At 42.4% G+C, this 23,455-nt stretch carries 15 protein-coding genes; 9 read left to right on the top strand and 6 right to left on the bottom strand.

Going from position 1 to position 23,455, the window contains the following annotated elements; genetic code table 11:
• The first annotated feature begins 18 nt into the window (after positions 1-18).
• On the top strand, positions 19-636 hold the full coding sequence (locus Q0R88_RS18905; RefSeq protein WP_295719144.1) for a RagB/SusD family nutrient uptake outer membrane protein: 618 nt from the start codon (positions 19-21) through the stop codon (positions 634-636).
• A gap of 36 nt (positions 637-672) precedes the next feature.
• Positions 673-1,842 (top strand): RagB/SusD family nutrient uptake outer membrane protein, encoded by a 1,170-nt coding sequence (locus Q0R88_RS18900; protein WP_295719816.1) that lies wholly within the window; start codon positions 673-675, stop codon positions 1,840-1,842.
• A 78-nt stretch (positions 1,843-1,920) separates the two neighbouring features.
• On the opposite strand, the gene Q0R88_RS18895 is transcribed toward Q0R88_RS18900, so the two are convergent.
• Together Q0R88_RS18895 and Q0R88_RS18890 are read right to left on the bottom strand one after the other, a co-directional pair.
• Entirely contained in the window at positions 1,921-3,054 is a 1,134-nt protein-coding gene (locus Q0R88_RS18895; protein ID WP_295719142.1) for a redoxin family protein, read from the bottom strand.
• 140 nt (positions 3,055-3,194) lie between these two features.
• Positions 3,195-6,104 carry a triple tyrosine motif-containing protein gene (locus Q0R88_RS18890; protein ID WP_295719139.1) on the bottom strand — a complete coding sequence of 970 codons (2,910 nt, stop codon included), beginning with the start codon at positions 6,102-6,104 and terminating at the stop codon, positions 3,195-3,197.
• 260 nt (positions 6,105-6,364) lie between these two features.
• Between Q0R88_RS18890 and Q0R88_RS18885 the strand changes: the two genes are divergently transcribed.
• The 6 genes from Q0R88_RS18885 (at position 6,365) to Q0R88_RS18860 (ending at position 11,883) form a co-directional block, all read left to right on the top strand.
• Positions 6,365-7,891, top strand: coding sequence for a hypothetical protein (locus Q0R88_RS18885; RefSeq protein ID WP_295719137.1), 1,527 nt, complete (start codon positions 6,365-6,367; stop codon positions 7,889-7,891).
• A 10-nt stretch (positions 7,892-7,901) separates the two neighbouring features.
• Positions 7,902-8,762, top strand: a complete 861-nt coding sequence (locus tag Q0R88_RS18880) for a TIM barrel protein (protein ID WP_295719135.1) — start codon at positions 7,902-7,904, stop codon at positions 8,760-8,762.
• A 118-nt stretch (positions 8,763-8,880) separates the two neighbouring features.
• Positions 8,881-9,333, top strand: a complete 453-nt coding sequence (locus Q0R88_RS18875; RefSeq protein WP_295719132.1) for a VOC family protein — start codon at positions 8,881-8,883, stop codon at positions 9,331-9,333.
• A gap of 39 nt (positions 9,334-9,372) precedes the next feature.
• Complete coding sequence (locus tag Q0R88_RS18870) at positions 9,373-10,257, top strand: TIM barrel protein (RefSeq protein WP_295719131.1); 885 nt, start codon at positions 9,373-9,375, stop codon at positions 10,255-10,257.
• A 5-nt stretch (positions 10,258-10,262) separates the two neighbouring features.
• Complete coding sequence (locus Q0R88_RS18865; RefSeq protein ID WP_295719129.1) at positions 10,263-10,955, top strand: DUF1080 domain-containing protein; 693 nt, start codon at positions 10,263-10,265, stop codon at positions 10,953-10,955.
• Positions 10,956-11,274: 319 nt separating this feature from the next.
• Positions 11,275-11,883 carry a hypothetical protein gene (locus Q0R88_RS18860; RefSeq protein ID WP_295719128.1) on the top strand — a complete coding sequence of 203 codons (609 nt, stop codon included), beginning with the start codon at positions 11,275-11,277 and terminating at the stop codon, positions 11,881-11,883.
• 139 nt (positions 11,884-12,022) lie between these two features.
• Here the strand turns inward: Q0R88_RS18860 and Q0R88_RS18855 are convergent, their stop codons facing one another.
• Both Q0R88_RS18855 and Q0R88_RS18850 read right to left on the bottom strand, forming a co-directional pair.
• On the bottom strand, positions 12,023-13,405 hold the full coding sequence (locus Q0R88_RS18855; protein ID WP_295719127.1) for a SusD/RagB family nutrient-binding outer membrane lipoprotein: 1,383 nt from the start codon (positions 13,403-13,405) through the stop codon (positions 12,023-12,025).
• Between the two features lie 30 nt (positions 13,406-13,435).
• On the bottom strand, positions 13,436-16,459 hold the full coding sequence (locus tag Q0R88_RS18850; protein WP_295719125.1) for a SusC/RagA family TonB-linked outer membrane protein: 3,024 nt from the start codon (positions 16,457-16,459) through the stop codon (positions 13,436-13,438).
• 327 nt (positions 16,460-16,786) lie between these two features.
• Between Q0R88_RS18850 and Q0R88_RS18845 the strand changes: the two genes are divergently transcribed.
• Positions 16,787-18,205, top strand: a complete 1,419-nt coding sequence (locus Q0R88_RS18845) for a DUF6055 domain-containing protein (protein ID WP_295719124.1) — start codon at positions 16,787-16,789, stop codon at positions 18,203-18,205.
• Positions 18,206-18,311: 106 nt separating this feature from the next.
• On the opposite strand, the gene Q0R88_RS18840 is transcribed toward Q0R88_RS18845, so the two are convergent.
• Complete coding sequence (locus Q0R88_RS18840; RefSeq protein ID WP_295719122.1) at positions 18,312-20,714, bottom strand: beta-L-arabinofuranosidase domain-containing protein; 2,403 nt, start codon at positions 20,712-20,714, stop codon at positions 18,312-18,314.
• 22 nt (positions 20,715-20,736) lie between these two features.
• Complete coding sequence (locus Q0R88_RS18835) at positions 20,737-23,106, bottom strand: glycoside hydrolase family 127 protein (RefSeq protein WP_295719119.1); 2,370 nt, start codon at positions 23,104-23,106, stop codon at positions 20,737-20,739.
• Positions 23,107-23,455: the final 349 nt, after the last annotated feature.

The following is a 23,455-nucleotide window of genomic DNA, read 5'->3' as shown; positions in this document are numbered from 1 at the left end:
ACAATAAAAAAAGAGGATATGAAAACGAAATATAAAATTATTTTACCATTGTGCTTTATCGGTCTGATCATTATTTATGGTTGTAAAAAAAGTTTCCTTGATAAGCAGCCTTTGGGTTCATTAAGCTCGGCGAACGTAACCAGTTTAACTGGGGTTCAGGGATTGCTGATTGGCGCTTATTCTGTTTTAGACGGCGAGATAGGCCTGGCTAATTCCACCGGTTTCGCCTATGGCAGTGCCGGCTCAAACTGGGTTTACGGCAGCGTTTGTGCCGATGATTCTTACAAAGGCTCAACGCCTACAGATCAGCCGGACCTGGTTTTATTGCAAACCTGGTCGGTATCATCAGCCAATACCAGCTATGTACAGCAAAAATGGCAAATGCTTTTTGATGGTGTACAACGCAGCAATGAAGTATTGCGTGTTTTGCCCAATGTGAAGGATATTTCTGATGCTGACGGTAAAGTAATAGCAGGGGAGGCGCGTTTTTTAAGGGCATTTTACCACTTTGGTGGTAAAATAGTTTTTAACAATTTTCCGTATGTTGATGAAAGTGTTTCTGTGGCCAACAACAACCTGAATGTGCCCAATGTAGATAAAACAGGTAAATTTATTGATATATGGCCCTATATTTAAGGCGACCTAAAATTTGCCATTGACAATTTGCCTGAGGTGCAACCGCAAAGAGGGCGGGCCAATAAATCGGCGGCTAAGGCTTTTTTGGCAAAGGTTTATATGTTTGAGCATAAATATGCCGATGCCAAACCCATCCTTGATCAGCTTATTGGCAGCGGCCAAACAGCTGGTGGTCAAAAATACACGCTGGTAAATTTTGAGGATAACTTTAATGCAGCGACCAAAAACAGCGCCGAATCTGTTTTTGCTTACCAGGCCTCGGTTAATGATGGTTCACAATTGAACGGTAATTACGGCGACGTATTGAATTTTCCGAACGGGCCCGGCGCTCCGGGTGGATGCTGCGGTTTCAATAACCCTTCATTTAACCTGGCTAACGCGTTTAAAACGGATGCTAACGGCTTGCCGCTGTTAGATACCTGGAATAATGGTACCGTGGTAAGTGACTCCAGCAATTTATACACCGGCAATCTTGACCCCAGGATAGACTGGACAATGGGCAGGCCCGGCGTACCCTATTTTGATTGGGGCCCGGATAGCAAACAATGGATCCGTGACCCGGCCACAAATGGCGTGTTTAGCCCTAAGAAAAACGTATACGCCAAAAGCCAGGCCGGTACTTATTCCTCAACAGAAACTGCTTTTTGGGGCGCTACCAGTATAGATGCCAACAATGTTAATTTTATAAGATTTGCAGATATTATACTCTGGGATGCTGAATGTGAGGTGGAAACCGGAAGCCTTAGCCAGGCCGAAGTGTATGTAAACCAGATCAGGAACAGGGCCGCCGACGCGACAGGCTGGGTGTACTCCAGCGGAAGCTATAATGCCGGCAACTCCAGGTATTCATCCCAAACCAAACCGGCAGATAAGTATAAGGTGTCGCCGTATCCTGCGGGTACTTTCGCCGCGCAGGGGCAGGCTTATGCCCGAAAAGCGGTACAGTTTGAACGCCGCCTTGAACTGGCGATGGAAGGTCACCGCTTTTTTGATCTGCAACGCTGGGATAACGGTACCGGAACAATGGCTCAAATTTTAAATACCTACCAGCAAGTAGAAAAAAACAGGAACTCTTTTTATTACACCAATCCTATGGCGCAGTTCCATAAAGGGGTGAACGAGTATTTCCCCATACCGCAAAAGCAAATCGACGTTGAAAACTCAACGGGGGAGGTTAATCTGAAACAAAATCCGGGTTATAATTAACAAGTTAGTAAACGATACAAAACAAGAAGAGGCTGCCTGGGGGCGGCCTCTTCTTGTTTTAAATAAAACAGCCGCGAGTTAGTAATACCGGCCTATATATTGATTATCAACGATAAGTTTTTTCAAGGCCGAGGGATCGATTATGCCTTCTTTGGCATACACTATTTTACCATTGGGCTCCACAAGCATAGTATAGGGTAAGGCTCCCTGCCATTTGGAGTCAATCGCCTCAATGAGTTTATATTTATCATCCTTATTAAATATAAAATTGGTGGACGAGGCCTGAGATAATTGCAGAAACTTCAGTGCTTTATTCATTTTAGCCGGATCGTCGGCGCTGATGGTTATCAGCTCAAAATCACGTTTACGATACATCCTGTTTATGGTGATAAATTCTGGAAACTCGGTAGTACAAGGGCCGCACCATGTTGCCCATACATTGATGAGTCTTAATTTATCAGTTTTGTTGCTTATCAACTCTTTAATGCCGGCAGTACCAATAGTATCAATTTTCACCGGCTCTTTAGCCCATTCGTCTTTAGCCCGCTGCTGCCAGTTTTCCTTTTCAGCCCATTTGATGGAGCAGCCAAAAACCTTGGTGGTAGCTACGCCAGGTGATTTATTGTTTAAAAGCTGGTTGATGGCATTACGGGTATCCTGGATATTGGGTGTTTTGGCAGGCTTCTCCACATCGTCTATCCTGCCCGAAAAGCACAGCTTTCTTGCTTTATTAAAAATAAACACATGGGGTGTTGCCACAGGGCCATAGGCCCTGGTCACCGCCTGGGTGGCGCCGTCGTATAAATAAGGGAAATTATAATGTTTATCTGCGGCTCGTTTTTTCATTTCGGCAAACGAATCGCTCATATCCGTATAACCAAGTTCGTCAAGGCTAATAGCGTTAGGGTCGTTTGGCATAATGGCAATTACGGCAACACCTTTAGTGCTGTAGTCTTTGGTGAGCTGAATGATCCTGTCTTCATAGGCCTGCGCGGTAGGGCAGTGATTGCAGGTAAAAATCACCACCAAAACAGACGCATTTTTAAACGAGTTAAGGGTATAGGTTTTGCCATCAACTCCAGGCAAACTAAAAGCCGGCGCTGCTGCCCCTATAGCCAGTGTGGGGTGATCGCCGGATGGAGATTTAAATGCACTGATCACGGCGCCGGCGAGCAGTAAAAATGCAACAGAGAGATAGCTTAACTTCATCATAATGGTTTACAGTTTAGAGAGATAAAAGGTTTCCTGTTAATTGGTTAAGTAAAATTAACAGGAAACAGCAGATTCTAAAAACTGCACATCTTATTGTATGCAAATGAAGTATAGGTGACGTAGTAAAATACAGGCTAATGCTAACTGACCGAACTCTTTTTTAAAGAAGATAACCCGGAAAAATAGCTGCCAAGATTTATTTCGGTAGGCACCTGTAATTTTTTACGCAGCCGGTACCGGCTTATTTCAACCCCGCGTACAGATATGTTCATGAGCTGCGCTATTTCCTTACTGGATAAGTTCATCCTTAAATAGGCGCAAAGTTTAAGCTCATATGCACTTAAGGAGGGATGAACTTCTTTTACAGCCTTTAAAAAATCGCTGTGCGTATTGTCAAAATACTCGGCAAACTGATCCCATTCTTTATCCATTTTACTTTCCTGGTTCAAGATCCTGATCATCTTCTTTAATTCTTCGGATGGCATATCATCGCTTGATTTGCGCAGGTGAACCAGCTCTTCCCTTATTTTGCCTAACAATTCACCTTTTTGTAATAAGTGCATAGCTACAGATGCCAGCTCGGAGTTTTTACCTAATATTTCTGATTCCAGCTTTTCATTCTTGAGGGCGATGATTTCTTTTTCAGATTTTTCCATTTCAAGCTGGTGCAGGTATTTCAGTCGTTTTTGCTCTTCTTCATACTTTTGTTTCTGGCGAACGAATTTTCTTTTAAGCCATTTGTAAAACAAATAATTAAACATAATGAACATTATAGCATATACGCCATAGGCCCATACGGTACGGTACCATGGTGGTAATATGGTAAATGTATAACTTGTAATGGTCGATTCATCGCCCAGGTTACTCCTTGCCTTTATTTGAAATGTAAAAGTGCCCTCGGGCAGGTTGGTATAATCTCTTTCTGTTCGCCTGGACCAGGCCGACCATTCATGATCAAAGTTCTTTAATAAACAGCTGTATTCAATATTTGATTGTTTTTGAAACGAAGGGGAGGAATATTCAAAATGCAGGGAGTTTTGCTTGCTGCGCAGTTTTCTGTTGATCTCTTTTTCGCTCAAAGTATTAAATGCTGCTATATTATATCCACCGTTCAAAACACTGTCAACATCGCCCGATGCTTTTACCTGCCGGAGCAATACCCTGATGGGGCTTTTATTGCTCTTGTACTTTTTATAATTGATATGATAAAAACCTTTTTCGGCGCCGACGAATATATTCTCTTCATTTAAAGGATAAATGTTCTCAAAATCGCTTACCAGTTTGCCGTTAAGTTCAGGGAAGTAGATTAAACGGGGTTTGGGAGTCGAAAAATCTATTACGCCCAGTTTCTTTTCCTCCATAAACCAAATGTTGCCGCCGGTATCTTCCTTTAAATAACATAATGCCTTAGTTTTAAAAATGGGTTCAAAATAAGCTGATGGCTCAAACTTATCAGTGCCGGCGTTGTATTCGTAGATGCCTTTTTCGGTTGCTACAACCATGCGGTTTTTGATGTGAAAAAGGCGGTTTTTTAAATCGGAAGGCAGACCGTTTTTATGGCTGTATAATTTAGCGTTGGGTTGACCGGGCTGGCTGAGGTCTATTTTATAAATTCCTTTATAGGTATGCGCCATCCATGCGGTATGATTTTGTACGATAACAAAACGGGATGATTCGTTAAAAATTATCAGCTTGTCCTGCACAAACGAGTTATTACTGTACCTGATCAATTCGAGCCCGTTATAACTACCGGCAACAATGGTGGATGATGGCAATACCTTATCATACGGGGTAAAATTCCAGTAACCGAAACGGGTGTTTATAGCATAGGCCTTTTTATCCTTTATTTGAAAAGCACCTTCATGATGCGCCAATAGCAAATTATCATTAACCTTAAACAGGCCCCATGCTGAGGCCTTCGTTCCGGCAACTGTTTTAAAAGTGCCGTTAATATTACTCAGATCGGTATTGCCGTTAACAGGTAACGCGTATAACCAGTTTGAGGTGCCCACATATAAAGTATGGTCAAACAATATTGAACTGTACCCGGCTCCCTCATTTAGTTTTTCGGGATAGATATGTTTAATAGCACTGTTATAAGCATTAAAATCAATCCCGTCATCAAGTCCCATCCACAGGTTGCGGTCTTTATCTAAAAAGAAACTTAATACGGTATTATTTTGCAGGCCCTCTTTACGGGTAAAGTTTTGAAGGATGCGTCCCTGTTTATCAATAATGTACAAGCCGCCCATGTGCGTGCCAACGGCAATATGCCCGTCATCCATCATCATAGCGCACATGATCTGTTGATTAAGGAAGGGGTTGGCATCCTTAAATTTAAAATCGCTCACCGTTTGATGAGCCAAAACAAACAGGCCCTTTTTTAGCGTGGTAATTAAAATACTGTCTTTGCTTAAATGCAGCAAGCCTGTAACAGCCAAATCCTGCGGCAGCAATTTATTTACCGCCAGCGGCGTCCACTCGCCGTTTGAAAATTGAAACAAGCCTTTTTGTGCATCCTGGGCAATGAGCTGTTTATTGCAGGCCCCTAAAAATTGCCATTGTGAAACAGGTTGGTATGCGATGATCGATTTGCCATCGAACTGAAAGATATTATTTTGCGAACGGAAAAATATTTTATCATCAAAGGATACAATATCCCAGATATCCTTAAATGATGTAATTTTTTCGGGCAGCAGCTTCTTCAATGAAGTAAATACCAGGTTGCCATCTTTATCGGGCAAAAAATAGCCCATCTCATTTTGTCCGCCGGCGTAAATCTTTCCGTCTGCTCCAAGGGCTATAGATCTGATAATGGTTTTGTTGGGCAATGGGTTAAGTTTCCAGTAAGTACCGTCAAAACTTAATAAACCCTCGCTGTTGGCAAAATATATGATGCCGCTTTTATCCTGCACAATGCCCCGGTTTTGTAATCCTCCATTGTAATCACTCCGGTAATAAGAAATAATATTAGGCAGCCCTATCGGGTTTTGGCTGTAGGCCAGGCTGAACTTTAGTAATAAAAAAAACAATAGCCACTTTTTTTTCATACGAGAACCAATAGTTTCTTAAATAATGTAAAAAATATGCCTTTAAATAAGGATTTAGCATATAAATAGTCCTATGATGTAGTAATGAAGTAACCCGAAATTATACCGCAGGTGCTGCAAAAAATTAATTTTGACCCATAACCAAACGATAAATAAAGCCTGAATGATAAATTAAAAAAATTGGCTTGCCGGGCTGATTCACCTTAAGCATTTATCGTGGAAGGTAAATAAAGTTTTTAAAACATGAAACAATATATACAATGAGAAAAACCAACTTACGCAAAATTATTATTACAATTTTCCTTTTATCAGCGGGCTTGTTTGCCATGGCCCAGCAACAATCAATAGGTATTTTTGACGGGCAGCTTGATGTGGGAGCCAATACAAAACCTGGCTCTGGCGCTTACCTGTCCCAAAGCCGGCAATACATTATATCAGGCGCCGGCTATAACATCTGGTTTGATCATGATGAGTTTCATTACGTGTATAAAAAAATAAAGGGCGACTTTATACTATATACCCGTGCCGAATTTGTAGGCTGGAACGGTGTTGAAGATCACCGAAAGGTAGGCTGGATGGTACGTAAATCGTTAGATGGAAATTCGGCCCAGGTTAACGCTGTTGAACATGGCGACGGGCTTACTTCATTACAGTTCAGGAGAACCACCGGCGCTACTACGGAAGAGATAAGATCAAAAATAACACATGCCAATATCATCCAGCTGGAAAGAAAAGGAAATACCTACACCATGCGTGTGGCCAAATACGGCGAGCCTTTTGTTACTGAACAGGTAACGAATCTTGACCTGGGTGATGAAGTGTATGTGGGCCTGTTTGTGGGTTCTCACAATCCGGATGTTGCCGAAACCGGCGTTTTCAGGGATGTGAACATCACTGTGCCTTTTGCGGGTATAGCCGATCAGCGAACACAAATGACGCTGGGTAGCAATCTTGAATTGATGGAAGTTGCTACAGGTAACCGCGAAGTTATCTATTCGGTACCTTACTCAATACAAGCGCCAAACTGGCTTCCCGATAATAAAAGTCTTATTTTTAACGATAGTAAAGGGCTGTTGTACAATTTTGACCTGGCATCGCGTACCCCGGTTTTATTAAACACCGGCAATATTAAAAATAACAATAACGACCATGTGCTATCTTTTGATGGAAAGATGATAGGGTTGAGCAGCAATGTAAAGGAACTGGGCGGTTCCATTGTTTATACTGTTCCGGTTACCGGTGGCACACCTAAGCAAATTACACCTAAAGGCCCTTCTTATTTGCATGGCTGGTCGCCCGATGGTAAAAGCCTTGTTTTTTGCGGCGAACGTGATGGCGAGTTTGACGTATACAAGGTGCCGGTTAACGGGGGGAAAGAGATACGCCTTACTACCACCAAAGGCCTTGATGACGGCCCGGAATATACTCCCGATGGAAAATACATATACTTCAACTCCGTACGATCGGGCTTAATGCAGATCTGGAGGATGAAGCCTGATGGAAGCGGGCAGGAGCAGGTAACCACAGATGATTTTAATAATTGGTTTGCGCATATCTCGCCCGATGGTAAATGGATGGTATTCATCTCATTCCTTAAAGACGAAGTTGAACCGGGTATCCACCCACCGTATAAGCATATTTATATCAGGCTGATGCCGGTTGCAGGCGGCAAACCAAAGGTGCTCGCCTATGTGTATGGTGGCCAGGGTTCTATCAATACGCCTTCATGGTCGCCAGATGGTAAGCACATCGCCTTTATCAGTAATACTAACGAAACTGTTAAATAAAGATCAACTGATGATGTTAAATAACTATAACAGGCGTAATTTCCTTAAAACCTCGGGCGCTGCTGCTGCCGGTATATTTTTAATACCACACTTACTTAAAGCGGCTGCCAGGCCCGCCCGTAAAGTGGGTATCCAGCTTTATACCGTGCGAAAGGAAATGATGGCAGATGCAGCCGGTACTTTAAAACTACTTGCAAAAATGGGTTACAGGGAAATAGAATCGGCCAAAAGCGAAAAAGGGAATTATTACGGTTTAAAACCTAAAGAAATAAAAAGCATTACTGCTGATTTGGGTATAAGCCTGATCAGCGGGCATGTACGCATTGATGCCGATTGGCAGCAATCTGTGGATGAAGCTGCAGAGGCTGGTCAGCCTTATTTAATCTGTTCGGTTTTACCGGTAAATGGGCAAACGGTTGCTAATTATCAGCGCAGCGGGGATGTATTTTTAAAGGCCGCCGAGGTATGTAAAAAGTCAGGCATTACGTTTGGTTATCACAACCACTCGTCGGAGTTTGAAAAGGATGGCCAACAAACTTTGTACGATGTATTGCTTGACCATACCGACCCCAGCCTGGTAAAAATGGAGCTTGATCTTGGCTGGGTAATCGCAGCAGGGGCCAATCCTCAATATTATTTTGACAAATACCCTGGACGTTTCCCCTTGTGGCATTTAAAAGATATGGATGCCAAAACTAAACAAAGTGCCGAGTTTGGAAAGGGAAATGTAGATATCAACGGTTTGTTTGATAACGTTAGCAAATCAGGATTGAAACACTTTTTTGTTGAACAGGAAGAATACCCCAGTTCGGCCCTGGAAAGCAGCAGGTATGATTTTGATTACCTTAAAAAGTTAAAATATTTTAATTAGAAAGGATAACACAACCTTGTTTAATGAAACTTTTAGTTCCCTGATTGAGATTTAGTTGACTAATTGGAAAAGCACCCCAAAACGGGGTGCTTTTAAACAAACCAACGTAAAATAAACCATGATAAAAAAGATAAACTCCTTTACACTATTGATACTGTTAATAATGGGAAGCCGGGCGTTTGCTCAAGACAACCCCCGTGCTAATCATAACGCGCTGTATGTTAAAGATCTTGCCAAAAGCGCCGCATTTTATCGCAATGTGATGCAATTACAGGAAATCCCCGAGCCATTTCATGATGGAAAACATATATGGTTCAGAACCGGGGCACACAGCCAGTTGCACGTTATACAGGGGGCGGCCGAAGTTTTTGAACATGACATCAATACACATTACGCTTATTCGGTACCCAACATTGCCGTATTTACCCAACATCTTGACGAGCTGCAAGTAAAGTATGGCAACTGGAAAGGTGATTCCAAATTGCCGCAACTGAGGCCTGATGGTATTAAGCAAGTTTATTTACAGGATCCGGATAATTTTTGGATAGAAGTAAACGATGATAAATTTTAATAAAACCAATTAATTCAATACACCTAAATTTATAAAAACATGATCAACAGGCGTTCATTTATCAAAACTTCGGCAGCGCTTTCAGCAGGCTTACTGCTAAGCCCTAAATTATTTGCTTACGATAAAAAATATATTGGCCTGCAGTTATACACCGTACGTGATTACATGCAGAAGGATGCAGCGGCAACGTTAGCCAGGGTAGCTCAAATTGGTTACACCACCGTTGAGGGCGCTACTTATACCGGCAGCGAAAAATTTTATGGAATGGATCCCGCTGCATTTGCCGCACTGTTGAAACAAAACGGACTGGTGATGCCAAGCTGCCATTATCGTTTGGGCGAGGAACAGGTAAACGGATCATCGCCCAAAGGCACTCTCCTGAACGATTGGGGCAGGGCAGTGGACGATGCAGCCTACGCAGGTGTCAGGTACATGGTTTGCGCTTTTCTTTCGGTGCCAGAACGCGGAACATTAGATCATTATAAAAAAATAGCCGATGATTTTAACAAGGCGGGCGAAACCTGTAAAAAAGCAGGTATCCAGCTTTGCTATCATAATCACGATTTTGAGTTTATCCAGGAGAATGGTAAATATCCTTATGAAATTTTGCTGGCAAACACCGATAAACAACTGGTAAAAATGGAGATGGATCTATACTGGGTAACTAAAGCCAATCAGGATCCCATAGCGCTCATCAATGAGCATCCCGGCCGTTTTCCTTTATGGCATATTAAGGATATGGATAACACGGCAAACAGAATGTTTACGGAAGTTGGCAACGGCATTATCGATTTTAAAAAGATATTTACACATGCCGGTAAAGCCGGCTTAAAATACTTTTTTGTGGAACAGGATAAATGCCCGGGCGACCCTTACAACAGCGTTACCCAAAGTATAACTTATATTAAACGGAACCTGGTTTAAACGATATGAAAAAAGCATTTTTTTTACTCATGCTATTGTCCGGTACAATGGAGATGAGCTATGCACAGCAAACTAATCAATGGCATTACCTGTTTAACGGTAAATCGGTAACTGAACTGCGCGGTTACAAGATGGAGTCTTTTCCATTTGAGGCATGGAAAATTGAAGATGGAGCTTTGGTGGCACAAACCGGTGTGCCCAATGTTGATTTCCTGACAAAGGAAACCTTTACCAATTTCGACCTGACACTGGAATGGGCGGTATCCAAGGCGGGCAACAGCGGTATTTTTTATAACGTACTCGAAAACTCGAACCACGAATCGGGCAACGGTAACAGCCCCAACTGGCTGGATAATTTTGAAATGCAGCTGTTGGACGATATTGATTTTAATGATCATGAACCAAGGCGCTCTGCAGGATCACTATATGATTTGATAGCGCCGCAAAATAAGCATCTTAAGCCGGTTGGAGAGTTCAATACTGCGAGGTTACTTGTTGATCATGGCCATGTTGAGCAATGGATCAATGGCCAGAAAGTAGTTGAATATGAACTTGGTTCGGAAGCCTTGAATGATTTGATCAGCAGTAGTAAATATAAAACCAACCCTGATTTTGCTAAATCAACCAGCGGACACATTATGTTTCAGCACCATGGGCAAAAGGTTTGGCTGAAGAATATTAAAATAAAGCGTTTGTGAAAGTTCCCCATCTGCTTTTATAGCGTTTTGGTTCAAACAGGAGCAAATTTATATCCCTATAGCGTGCAAAGGGCAAATAAAAATTTATAAAAAATTATCAATATTTTATAAATTAGAGTGAACCATAATCACGAATTGTGACCTCTTTTCTTCCTGTTTCAAAAACCATTTAAACGTATACGGTGATGAAAGAAAACAGAATACTTCAGATCATAGTTTCCGTTGTTGCCATTGTTTTTTGGTAGGCCATATTTGTTGGCCCAATCTTAAAATTGACGGAATTACGCTGGGCTTATTAATTTTAGTATTGATACCCTGGATGGCTCCCCTCATAAAAAGTATTGAACTTCCCGGTATTGGCAAACTGGAATTACAGGACATCAAGAAAGACATTGAAAACGTGAAAGCGGTTGCCCAAAGTGCAGATACAAAGGCCAGCTTATCTTTGGTCAGTACATTTGATAAATCCGTTCTCAGTCCAGATGAGGCCGCCGCACTTCAAAATCTGGAACAATTGATTACCGACTATGACGACACGCGCACCAAGATGGCCGCCGGTGAGATGCGGACAAGAAAGATGACGTCGATCAGCAATAACATGATCAAGCTCATGGCGGATATAAAAGATTTCGACTGGACGGGTGGTTTGCAGACCAACGACCATGGCAGGCGCCTGGCGGCTGTCGCTTATTTGTTTGCCAAAGCTGATCTGCAGGGTTTAAAACCATTGATTGACGCCCTAACCAAAGAAGAAACCGCATTTGGACAATACTGGGCAATTCAGGCTTTAGCGCGCCTGGCTGAAAAGTTCCCTTTGAAAGACCTGGAAGAAACGGAAAAAGAGAAATTGAAAGTATTTTACAATAATTTACCCAAGCCATCAGACCGGCAGTATGAATTGCGGAAAATATTATCGGGTATTATTTAACACAGCAAGATTGGATAACGGGCCGAAAGAATAGTGATCTAATGTTCTAAAGATGACTTGTAGCCAGATGGAGTTTTTAAAAACAAAAAATCCCCCTAGATGCCAGGAGGATTTTTATAAAGTAAAAAGTTAAGTAATGTTATAGTGCATCCCACCAAACCCTATCGGTAAGTTTAGCACTTTGCTGGGGTTGTGCGTTGGTTAAAATCTCGCTTTGCGGATATAGCAGTCTCCGTGGAATATCTGATAACGCACCGTTTGATTTGGTAATTGCAGGGTAACCCGTCCGTCTCCAATCGCTGAAATTTTCGATATTGAAAAAATTAGCAACGCTTTTTTCTTCCATTATCAGTTGAATTGCATTACCCGCAGTAAGTGTGCCTCTTTGCAGCACGTAAGCGTTGGCGTCGCTGGTAGTTACCGAAAGTTTGTCCATATTTAGTTTAACCGCGTCCTGATATATGGGCTGCGCTGCTGCTGCTCCGGATTTGATGAATGTAGCCTCGGCTTTCAGGAATAATGCTTCTTCATAATTGAAGATGTAATTAGGAGAGTTTGCTCCGGCATAAAAATCGGCCGGGTATGAATAGGTCGATAGATCGCCGGTGACTTCACCAACTGTTCGTCCATGATATAATTTGGTCGATTCGGCTGGTTTTACAATTTTACTCAATCGCGGATCAATACGGCTTTTAAACCCTTCAACATAGGTGTTGTTCAGCACATAAGTTGTAACCGGCGAAAAGTTAAGGCTGATGGTGTTCTCGCTGCCTGCAGCACCTGAATATGCAAACTTCAAATCATCGTCGCTGCTTCCCATCCCCTTAGTAAGTGCGGCTAAGGCAAGGTCTGCTTGTGTTGCGGCGGTATAACCCGGGGCTTTGGTCAGGTGCATATAATAGCGCGCCTTTAAGGTATAGGCAAGTCTTTTCCACTTACCCATATCGCCGTTATAAAAGTAATCGTCGCCTGCTGGTTTGGTAGTGCTGTTTTTTTCAATATCTGCAATACCGTTATCTAAAAGTGTTTGAACCGCTTTGTAAATGTCTTCCTGTTTATCATACACGGGAGTAAGTTTGTCGTTACCCTTAAAAGCTTGTGAATAGGGGATATCGCCCCAGATATCTGTGGCTGTTCCTAATGTGTAAGCCGATAAGATTTTAGCGATAGCGGAATAATTAGCTTGCCCATCGGCAGTGGCTTTGGTATCAAGAATTTTAAGATTATTAAGAATGTTTACATAATAATTAAACCAATCGCCATCCAAATCAATATTGAATAACTGGTAGTTCCATATACCAGGATTAGGTTGGTTGGCCGTTATGGTTTGCATGAAATTTTGTGCAATGATGCTGGCATTTCCGGCGTATACCTGGTCAGATACGTTTAATTCAACAGGAGCCAGCAACAGTGATTCCTGAACATCGATGGGATTGTTTGGGTCTTTATTTACATCCAGCACCTTTTTACAACTGCTTGTTAAAGCTATCAGAACAAGCAGATATATCGTTATTTTTTTCATTTGATAATTTTTAAATCGGTTAAACATGGGTTAAAAACCTAACTTTAATGACAGGTTAAATGACCTTGCAGTTGGTGTTGAGAAAGCATATATGCCTTGTACGCCATTAGCGCTGCCATAGGAGCTAACTTCAGGATCGGCGCCGGTAAAGTGTGGGCTATAAATCCAGAGGTTACGGCCGGTTACTGTTAACGAAGCATTTTTAAATGGAGTTTTTTGTATCACAGAAGGAGAAAGCTGGTAAGCAAAACTTACATTCCTAAGTTTTATATAAGTACCATCCTGTATAGATGATTCGTACTGCCTGCTTTGGTAATAGGTTTGCGCTTTAACTTTAACGGTATTGGGTGCACCGGTAGTTGCGTTAACACCGCTTACTACAAAGGGCTCACGGTTTTCTGTAACCTTAGCGGTTCCGTAAAAGAAGGCAACACTTTCCACATCATTTTGCACGTCGCCATGCATTTTCACATCGAAAAAGAAGCTAAGGCTAAATTGCTTGTAACGGAATGAGTTGCTTATTCCGCCTGTCCAGTCCGGGTTGGCGTCACCAACCACTCCCTGCTCAGAATCAACTACAGGTAAACCGGTGTCGTCAATAAGCATTTGTCCGCTGGCGTTGCGTTTGTAGCGTGTTCCATAAAAAATATTATATGGCTGCCCAACAATGATACGTCCTAACTGAGTGATCTTTTTTTCATCGTTGATAGCCAATACTTTGTTGCGTATCCTGGTAAAGTTGAGGGTTACATCCCAGCTAAAATCTTTTGATTGAACAGGGCTGGCATTTAACAGCAACTCAAATCCTTTATTCCTGATACTTGCCGAATTAACGGTTGTACCGCCGTAACCTGTCGCATTTGAAATCTGGATGCCCGGGATAATGCCATTTAAGGATTTCCGGTTGAAATAAGAACCTTCAAAGCTTATCCTGTTATTCAGGAATTTTAATTCTAACCCGGTTTCAAATTCTTTCAACTTTTCGTTTTGCAGGTAAGGGTTTCCAAGGGTGGAGCTTTGTAAAAATCCTGGCTGGCTCTGGAATGGAAATGGAAAATAACCGGCATTTGTATTTCTACCGGCAAGCACGTATGGCGTATTCAAAGCATACGGTCCCACCGCGTCATTACCCACGGTTGCATAGGATAGGCGAACTTTACCAAAATTCAATACCTGCGTTACCTGTTCAGGTAAAAAATGAGTGAATATAAAGCCCCCTGCAACTGATCCGTAAGGATAAAACTGCTTTTTCTGGTAAAGTACCGAGCTGCCGTCATAACGGCCGGTGAGCGATAAGATCAGGAATTTATCGTATTCAATATTTGCCTGGGAGTAAAAGCCAATTTTACGTTGAGAGCTGTGGCCTTCAGAACCAGTTAAGGTTGAACCGGCAGATACGTTATAAAAGTCCTGTACAGCCAAACCGGTACCAGTTAAATTGGTGCTTTGCGAGTAAATGGAATTATAGTTATTTCCCAATAACAGGTTCAGATCAAACTTTCCTACTTTTTGGCTTGCATTGGCTATCAGGTCATGATTGAATTGTCTGTAATTAACAACCTGGTCTTTTATCTGGCCCTTTAATCCGATGGCCGCGCTTGGGTTTTCGGTGTATTTATCCTGCTCGGTATAAATATCAGCGCCAAGCCTTTCGGTTATGGTTAACCATTTGGTAGCGTTATAATTAAAAGTTGTTACCGGTAAAAACCTGTTTACTGTGGCTGTATTGCTGATGTTATCCAATGTCCATAAAGGCGCGTTTCTGGAGAATCTGTAAAGCCGTTGTGAACCATCCGGGTTAAGTACCGGGTAAGGGTTCCATGATATGGGCTGAACTAAAACAACAAACAAAGGTCCGTTACTTGCACCTTCCGGCAAACGTTCCTGGGCCGAATTTGAATAACCCAGCTGGAAACTTGTCGAAAAGTTTTTTGCAATATTGGTGGTGTATTTAGTGAAAAATGAATGTCTTTTGAAATCGTTATTAGGTGAAATACCCTGTTGATTTAAATAAGAATAGGAGATAAAGTAAGTAGAATTGTCATTGCCGCCGCCAATGCTTAAGGTATTGGTGGTTGTATGCCCGGTTCTGAAGAAAGAAAAGGGATCATAGGTTGGCGCTTTTACACCATTGATCTTAAGGGTATCCATTTTAGGCCCCCAGGATGCGCTGGTTTTCTGGGTTTCGCCGTTGTAAAAAATGCCTCCCGTGCCCTGCCCGTAAATATTTTGTTTTTCGGGGAATAGGCCTTTTTCAAAGGAATAGTCGGACGTAAAGGTTATCGCCGCCTTTTTATTAAGTGCACCGCTTTTGGTGGTAATGAGTACAGCGCCTGATGCCCCTCTTGAACCATACAGGGCGGTGGCTGCCGCGCCTTTTAAAACGTTGATGCTTTCTATATTATTAGGATCGATATCAACAATACGGCTGCTTCCGGCACCGGCCGCGCCGCCGCCTATATTGCCGGTTTCCGTGTTATCTATCGGCACGCCGTCAACAACAAATAAGGCTTCATTATTGCCATTTACAGATACCGCACCGCGTACCACAATACGTGTAGATGCACCGGCTGTACCAGATGAAGATGTAATTTGTACGCCCGATAGCTTGCCATCCATCGCATTGATAAGGTTGGGCTCTTTAGCACGGCTGAGCTCTTCGCTTTTTATTTCTTGTGTGCTGTAGGTAAGCATGCGTTTTTCGCGTTTAACGCCAATTGCCGTTACCACAACGTCGCTAAGTAGAGTTACATTTTCAGAAAGTTTGATGTCGATAGTAGTCTGTGAAGAAATCGGGACTTCGACGGTTTTGTAACCCAAGGCGTTGACCGTTAAGGTGCCTGGCTTGGTATAACTTATTGAAAAGTTACCGCTCCCGTCGGTAATTGTCCCGCCGGCGCTCTCCTTTATTTTAACCAGGGCGCCCGGAATGGCTTCCCCTTTTTCTGAACTTACGTGTCCCTTCAGGATAGTCTGAGCGAGAATTGTAAGTATTGAACAACACACAAATACGTGTGTTAGTAGCAATTTTTTTAGTAATGGTTTGATATACATAATTTTACAATTGAAGGTTTCTGAATTCCAAATTGTAAAGTTATTAGCGGCCGTAATCTGTTTTGTTTATAAATTAACCGAAGCTAACTATATCTTAACTTTTAGTATACCGGCTTTAAAATCGCCATGGCAGAAGATAGCATCCTGCGTTGAGTTGAGCTTTTAAACCCCTGAAGGGATGCTGATTTATGTGTCAACGTCGTTAATATATAAGAACAAGTTATCAATATCCTGAATTCCCTGCCGCTTATCATCCTTAATTTTGATTATCGGTAAGGTAACTTACATAATTCCCTATCCCATTTATTTACCCATAAAAAAGTTCGTATGATACCACGTTATCTGCCTGCATTCCTTTCTCTTTTTTCTGCAACCGGCTTATTTGCCTGCCAATATCCAGCTATAAAAAATGAAGTAAGTCCATTCAAAGTAATATCGCCCGGTAAAAATCAATCAGATACATTGGCAAAAACAATCTATTACCCCCGCAGCGTATGGATGGTGCCCGACAGTAATGATTATTCCAATAATAACAGCGCCTTCAGTAACCAAAGGAAGGTTGAATCGGCAGATATAGCCATGTTTTGGGCAAAGGAGTACGGCAACACGCCAATAACTTATTCTGAACCTGCCAGGCGATTTAACCCTATGACAGCAGTAAGTGAACTGGAGCGCTTTTATACCTGTTACAGAGATACCCTAAAGTTTGTTACAAAAGGCAACTCATTAACCGACGGCTATAAAATACTCACCTACGTTTTTTATAGCAACACCGACGGCACTGCATACGGGGGCGGCCTTGAAGACAAGATTGGCGCTTTGTGGACACCCGCTGTAAGGATAAGTGCTAATCCGTATGGGGCGTTGGCGCATGAACTTGGCCATTCATTTCAATACATGGTACACGCCGATGGCGCATGGGGGTTTACTTCGGCACCTGCCGGCAGCCATGGGCAAGGCATATTTGAAATGACCTCTCAATATATGCTGTTTCAGAATTACCCCAGCTGGATGACGTTTGAAAATTACCACCTGGTGAGTTTTATGAAGCAAACACACCTGGCATTTTTACATGAGGATAATCAATATCATTCGCCCTATGTATTAGAATATTGGTCGGGTAAACGGGGCCGCGATTTTGTAGGTAAACTTTGGCGCAGCGCATTGAAGGGAGAAGATCCGGTGATGGCCTATAAACGGTTAACAGGGTTGAGCCAGGCTAAGTTTAACGACGAGATGTTTGATGCTTACAGGAAATTTATAACCTGGGATATGGCACGTATAGCCGGGGCCGCAAAACCTTATGCCAATCAGCACGTGAGTACCTTAAACAGTATCGGTGATGGTTGGTACCGTATTGCCGAAAGTAATTGCCCTCAAAATTATGGCTATAATGGTATTAAACTAAATGTACCGGCTGCGGGGACAAAGGTTACCCTGAATTTTAAAGGAATTGCCGGCACAGCCGGCTATCGCGCAATAAATATTAACAAGGCCGGCTGGCGATATGGCTTTTTGGCTGTAAAAGAGGATGGCAGCAGGGTTTATGGCAATGTTTATTCAAATGCAAATGGTACCGCCAATTTTACCGTACCGGCAAATACCGCTTATTTATGGCTGGTAGTAAGCGGCTCACCAACCCAGCATTGGGAACACGTGAGCGATGGGAATGTAAATAATGACGAAGAATGGCCGTACCAGATCAAACTATCAGGTACTACACTGCATAGTTCTGTTATTAAATAATTGAAATCGCGATATTCTTGTCCAGAAATGGCAAGACATAAAAAAGGCCTGAACTGCGGGGATTAAACCGCGATTCAGGCCTTTTTATTGGCAGGGTGTTATGTTTTTATTTTACCGTCCATTCATGAATGCCGGTAGAATTGTCGGCCGGGAGCTGGATCACCATTTTTAAAGCAGTGGTGTTAACCGGTTCAAACGTTACCTTATTGTAACTATCCTTACTTACGGTATAGGGAGTTGTATTTTTTACAGGTACCCATTCTCCGTCTTTTTTATAAAATAGCTGGTAAGAAACTGGTATACGGCAGCCTCCCCATGGTCCATCGTCATACCAGTATACTTTCGATTCACTAACGGTATGTTCGGTATTAAAGTCATACTGCACGTATTCGCTGGTGTTATGGGCCGGCCACCAGTGCAGGTAAGGATAGTTGGTATCGCCAGAACTGGTTGGTTCGTACTGGTCTTTAATAGCCATGTACATTCTTTTGTTTTTTAATGACGAGGATACTGTACTTGTGCTGGCGATGGTTGGTGCCGGTTTCGGGCTTGCGGCCGATGCTTCATAAGGTATCCATACCGTCATTTCACTTGGCCCGCGGTTGGCCCAGGCATAATAGGGGATGGCTTTTACTTTTTGGTCTGTTTCTATCAGGCTATCGCTGTTTAACTGTCTTTTGGTACTTTTTCCGCCAATACTAATAACGTCCACACCATTTAACAAATCGGCTTTGTAATTTGCTTCGGCAATGGCATTTTTATCAATTAATATGTTCTGAACAAGGCTATCGCGGTTATCTGGTCCTTCAAGGCAATATACTATCGGTCCGCGCTCGAATGCAAAACGCCCTCTGTCGTCTTTTACTTTCTCGTTAGCCAACACCTTTTCAGTTTCTAAAGGTAATGCCAGGGAAATTTTATCGCCTTTTTTCCAGTTACGGTTTAAAACAGCATAACCTTTTTCGGTTACAAACGAGGTTGCTTTGCCGTTTACATAGATAACAACAGGCAGCGGAGTCTTATTCATAAATGAATACAGGTTGCCTGGAACGGGTTGCAGTTTGGCCCAGCCCGGTATACGTATCCTTAGGGTAAAGGCTGTTGTTTTTACTGGATTAACAGTAATATCAACCTGCCCTTTCCACGGATAATCTGTTTGTTGAACAATGTTTACGTTGCCCGAAGTAAGTTTAATATTGCTGGAGTTGCTCATAAACAGGTTTACGTAAAGATCATTTTTGTTTTTGGCGTAAACGTAACCTGGTAACGATGGTAAAAACCTTGTCATGTTACTGATGCAGCAGGCACAGCTGATCCAGGCACTGCGTTGGTGCTGAAACGTGGAAGCTAAGGGGTTGGGGTAAAAGAAACGATCACCGCTTAATGATACGCCCGATAGCAGACCATTATAAAGTGTTCTTTCCAGTACGTCAATGTATTTTGAATCGCCATGCAGTAAAAACATGCGGTTGTTCCAGTAAACATTGCCAATGGCCGCGCAGGTTTCTGCATAAGCCGACATATTGGGTAGCTGGTAAGCATCACCAAAAGCCTCGCCCGCACCGGTAGCGCCTATGCCACCGGTGATATATAACTTTTTGTTAACCACATCGCCCCAGATATCATCAATGGCGTTTAAATATTTGGTGTCGCCGGTTAACGCGGCAATATCAGCCATGCCGGTATACATGTAGGCGGCACGCACAGCGTGGCCTTCGGCTTCATGCTGATCAACCACTTTTTTATTGGCCTGGTTATAAGCATCTCCTTTTGGTCCGCGTACATCTAAAAAGAATTTAGCCAGATCAAGATATTGCTTGTTGCCCGTAACCCTGTACATTTTTGATAAACCAATCTCCACTATCTGGTGACCAGGATATTCTTCGATCTTGCCTGGCCCAAAGGTTTTTACCAGCAGATCGGCGTTTTTTATGGCGATGTTAAGCAGGGTGCGTTTGCCTGTGGCCTGATAATGGGCAACGGCGGCTTCGTATAAATGCCCGCAATCATACAACTCGTGACTTAAAATCTCTTCATTTACCCACCGCTTATCACCAATCCATTCGTGCGGTTTTTTAGCATGCACCGTACGGAAGGTGTATAGGTAGCCATCAGGCTCCTGCGCAGCGCCAATAATATTAATAAGTGTATCTATATACCTGTCAAGCGTTGGGTTCTTTTTATTTTGCATGGAATAAGAAGCACCTTCAATTGCCTTATAAACATCCGTATCATCAAACGGAAACTCGCTTAGCTTATCGCCATCCAGCTGCTTGCCTGCACGTAAAAAGTTATCCATGCGGCCATTTTTTTTGCATTGCGCAAGCACGTAGGGGATGGTTACATTGGCGTTAACCTCCATTTTGGGTTCCCAAAATTTATCGTTCACATGTACGCTGGTGAATGCTACAGGTTGTATAGGGTAATCCTTTTGCTGCCCAAACACCACGCTGCTTATTCCTATCATCGATAATAGCAAACAAGCTGCTTTTCCTTTTCTTATCATCATATAGTTTCTTGAATTGTTTTATTTAGTTTTTTACCATGCGGCTGCCATAAACCGGGCCCGCACTGTTGTCTTTTTTGGGTAATAATTTAACGGTTACCTTTTGTTTACCTTTAGTTAGTTCTATAGGGATAACATAGCTGATATCATAAAAGCGGCTTTCCTTATATTGGTTCAAATCTTCGGTAGATAGCTTGATGCCGTCTATCATAATATCAAACGTACGGCCCCGGTTATCCATACCCCAGTAGGTATTAATGAGCGTGTTTTGACTGTTGGCATCAACCTTCATTTCATATTGCAGGTAACCCCCGTTTTCGGTAGATCTCCATTTTTTCTGATGATCTTCCCCTGTGATCGCGTTTTCTCCGCCAAAATTGTGGTCGCGTTCGGGTTGCATTTCGCCTATGCGCAAAATATCTGTGGTGCGCGCTTCCAGTTCCTGTTGTTTCTTCCTTTGCTCATCGTACGCCTTTTGCTGTACAGCCCATGATTCTGGCGTAAACACATCCCAATAAACAGAATAGTATTCGTTTTTGGTTTGATTAAAAGGGATCAGCTTAACCTCGGTTGGTTGGGCAATGTTGGAGGCATTGAAGCTTAATTGCTTTTTATCAACCATCTGCAGCCACTTGTTGGGGTCGGTTTCGCTGGTTACAAATACAGGTACACCTTTAAGCGGGTCGGGTTCGGTATTGCCTAAAATGCCTGCCAATAAAACTGGTCCGTAAAATACCGCGCGCCTGTTGGCGTTATCCGGCATGGCTTCAGTGTAAACATTCTCCGGCATGGTAAATTCAATTTTATCATTGTTTTTCCATTTGCGGTTTAAAACCAGGTAACCCTGTGCATCTGCAGTAAGCTGTTGTTTTTTACCGTTTATGCTGATACTGGTATTGCCGGCCCATTTGGGTTTACGTACCCGGATTGCCATCTGAACAGGTTTTACGGTTGTCACGGTAAGTGTGGTTCTGTCACTTTCGGGCAGGTTGCTTTCCTGTTTTACTGATAAACCTTTATCTTTCCAGCTTAGTACCGATGGGATAAACAAATTAACATATAAGCTGCCATCTGCACCTCTGAAATATATGCTTTCGTTATACTTAACATGGTTTTCCATGCCCGAGCCTACGCAGCAGGTAAAGGTGTCAAAGGGGCTGCTATAATCCTTTTTTCCGCCCATCCTCAGGGGTACAAAGTAACACATCATACCTGTTTCATGGTTTTGCGATGCCAGGATGTGGTTATATAAAGCCTTTTCGTAATAGTCCATTAACTTTGCCGATGGCTCAAGCGCAAATAAATGCCGGGTGAGTTTAAGCATATTATAGGTATTACAGGTTTCAGTCGTATTTTCTGTAAGCTTATCGTTTAGTTTGTTGGGCTCGCTTAAATACTCGTAATTGCTGTTACCGCCGGTGGCATAAGAGTGATTATTTACAATGGTTTCCCAAAAGAAATCGGCAATAGCCTTGTCTTTTTTATCGCCGTTTAGCTCGTAACGCCTGGCGCTGGCAATTATTTTAGGAATCTGCGTGTTGGAATGTTTGCCAGGCAAAATATCCTTTTTTTCAGCAAGCGGATCCAGGATGCGTTTATCATAAAATTTATAAGAAAGGTCAAGATATTTTTTGTCGCCGGTGATGGAATATAAATTAACCAGGGTTTCTGCCATGCCTCCATACTCACAAAGCAACATTTTCTGTAGCTTTTCATCATCAAGATTTTTGATGGTTTCGCCAGTCCAGTCGGCCATGCCTTTGCATATTTTTAGCGCCTGGGTATTGTTACAATATAAATAGGCATCTAATAAGCCCGCCATTACCTTATGTACAGTGTACCATGGCGACCAGCCTCCGTTCAAGTCGAAACCGCGTGAACGGATATCGCCTTTTGCCACTTCGGCCCAAACGGTATCTTCTTTTGGTATAGCGCCTACATAACCTGTTTTACGTGCAACCTGGCATTCTCCTAATTCTTTAACTATATAGTTTACCCGTTTTAAAAATTCCGGTTGGCGGGTTGATGCATAGTGCATGGATATGGCCGATAGGTAGTGACCAAGCGTATGGCCCGCTAACCCGGATGACTCCCAGCCTTCATACATTTTTCCTTTTGGTTTCAACCCAGAGTGAGCGCGGAAGCCAGATAATAACCTGTCCGGCTCAACGGATAACAGGTATGCTGCATCAACTTGCATAGCCTGTTTAAAAGGGCTGTTTAGTAATTGTACATCTTTTAAATCAAAGGTGTAGGCCTTGATCTCGGTTTGAGGTTTTACTTTTAAACGGGTCTCGTTCCACTCGGGTACGTATGATTGTGCATAAGTTATGTTGGCGGTAAAAAAGCCCGACACAACAACCACATTTAACATAAACCATTTTTTATTTACCATAGCATTATCGGTTTGTTAGATCATTTTTTGAAAAATCTAAATTACTACGGAGGAACGAGCTATTTTTAATCATTATTTGCTATAAATAGCAGGATTTTAGCTTGTTTATTTTACAGCCTTAAATTAAATCATTACCCGGCTGATGTATTATGTTAATATATGGTAATGTTGTGTTAAATTAATAAATAAATACCCTGTAAAACGCTGATACTTTTGATAAAAATATTTAAGAATGATAACTTTTGACTGGAAAGGCGTATTCCCTGCGGTAACAACCAAGTTCACCGATAGTGACGAAATTGATTTTGATGCTTTTGACATCAACTTAAATGCACAGCTTGAAGCCGGT

Origin of the sequence: Mucilaginibacter sp., from assembly GCF_025362475.1 — a bacterium.
Taxonomy (GTDB): Bacteria; Bacteroidota; Bacteroidia; order Sphingobacteriales; family Sphingobacteriaceae; genus Mucilaginibacter.
This window is presented reverse-complemented; position numbering and strand designations above follow the sequence as displayed.

Coding starts and splice junctions, on each gene's coding strand:
- Q0R88_RS18905 (WP_295719144.1), top strand. CDS start 19: ATGAAAACGAAATATAAAATTATTTTACCATTGTGCTTTATCGGTCTG.
- Q0R88_RS18895 (WP_295719142.1), bottom strand. CDS start 3,054: ATGATGAAGTTAAGCTATCTCTCTGTTGCATTTTTACTGCTCGCCGGC.
- Q0R88_RS18890 (WP_295719139.1), bottom strand. CDS start 6,104: ATGAAAAAAAAGTGGCTATTGTTTTTTTTATTACTAAAGTTCAGCCTG.
- Q0R88_RS18885 (WP_295719137.1), top strand. CDS start 6,365: ATGAGAAAAACCAACTTACGCAAAATTATTATTACAATTTTCCTTTTA.
- Q0R88_RS18880 (WP_295719135.1), top strand. CDS start 7,902: ATGATGTTAAATAACTATAACAGGCGTAATTTCCTTAAAACCTCGGGC.
- Q0R88_RS18875 (WP_295719132.1), top strand. CDS start 8,881: ATGATAAAAAAGATAAACTCCTTTACACTATTGATACTGTTAATAATG.
- Q0R88_RS18870 (WP_295719131.1), top strand. CDS start 9,373: ATGATCAACAGGCGTTCATTTATCAAAACTTCGGCAGCGCTTTCAGCA.
- Q0R88_RS18865 (WP_295719129.1), top strand. CDS start 10,263: ATGAAAAAAGCATTTTTTTTACTCATGCTATTGTCCGGTACAATGGAG.
- Q0R88_RS18860 (WP_295719128.1), top strand. CDS start 11,275: ATGGCTCCCCTCATAAAAAGTATTGAACTTCCCGGTATTGGCAAACTG.
- Q0R88_RS18855 (WP_295719127.1), bottom strand. CDS start 13,405: ATGAAAAAAATAACGATATATCTGCTTGTTCTGATAGCTTTAACAAGC.
- Q0R88_RS18850 (WP_295719125.1), bottom strand. CDS start 16,459: ATGTATATCAAACCATTACTAAAAAAATTGCTACTAACACACGTATTT.
- Q0R88_RS18845 (WP_295719124.1), top strand. CDS start 16,787: ATGATACCACGTTATCTGCCTGCATTCCTTTCTCTTTTTTCTGCAACC.
- Q0R88_RS18840 (WP_295719122.1), bottom strand. CDS start 20,714: ATGATGATAAGAAAAGGAAAAGCAGCTTGTTTGCTATTATCGATGATA.
- Q0R88_RS18835 (WP_295719119.1), bottom strand. CDS start 23,106: ATGGTAAATAAAAAATGGTTTATGTTAAATGTGGTTGTTGTGTCGGGC.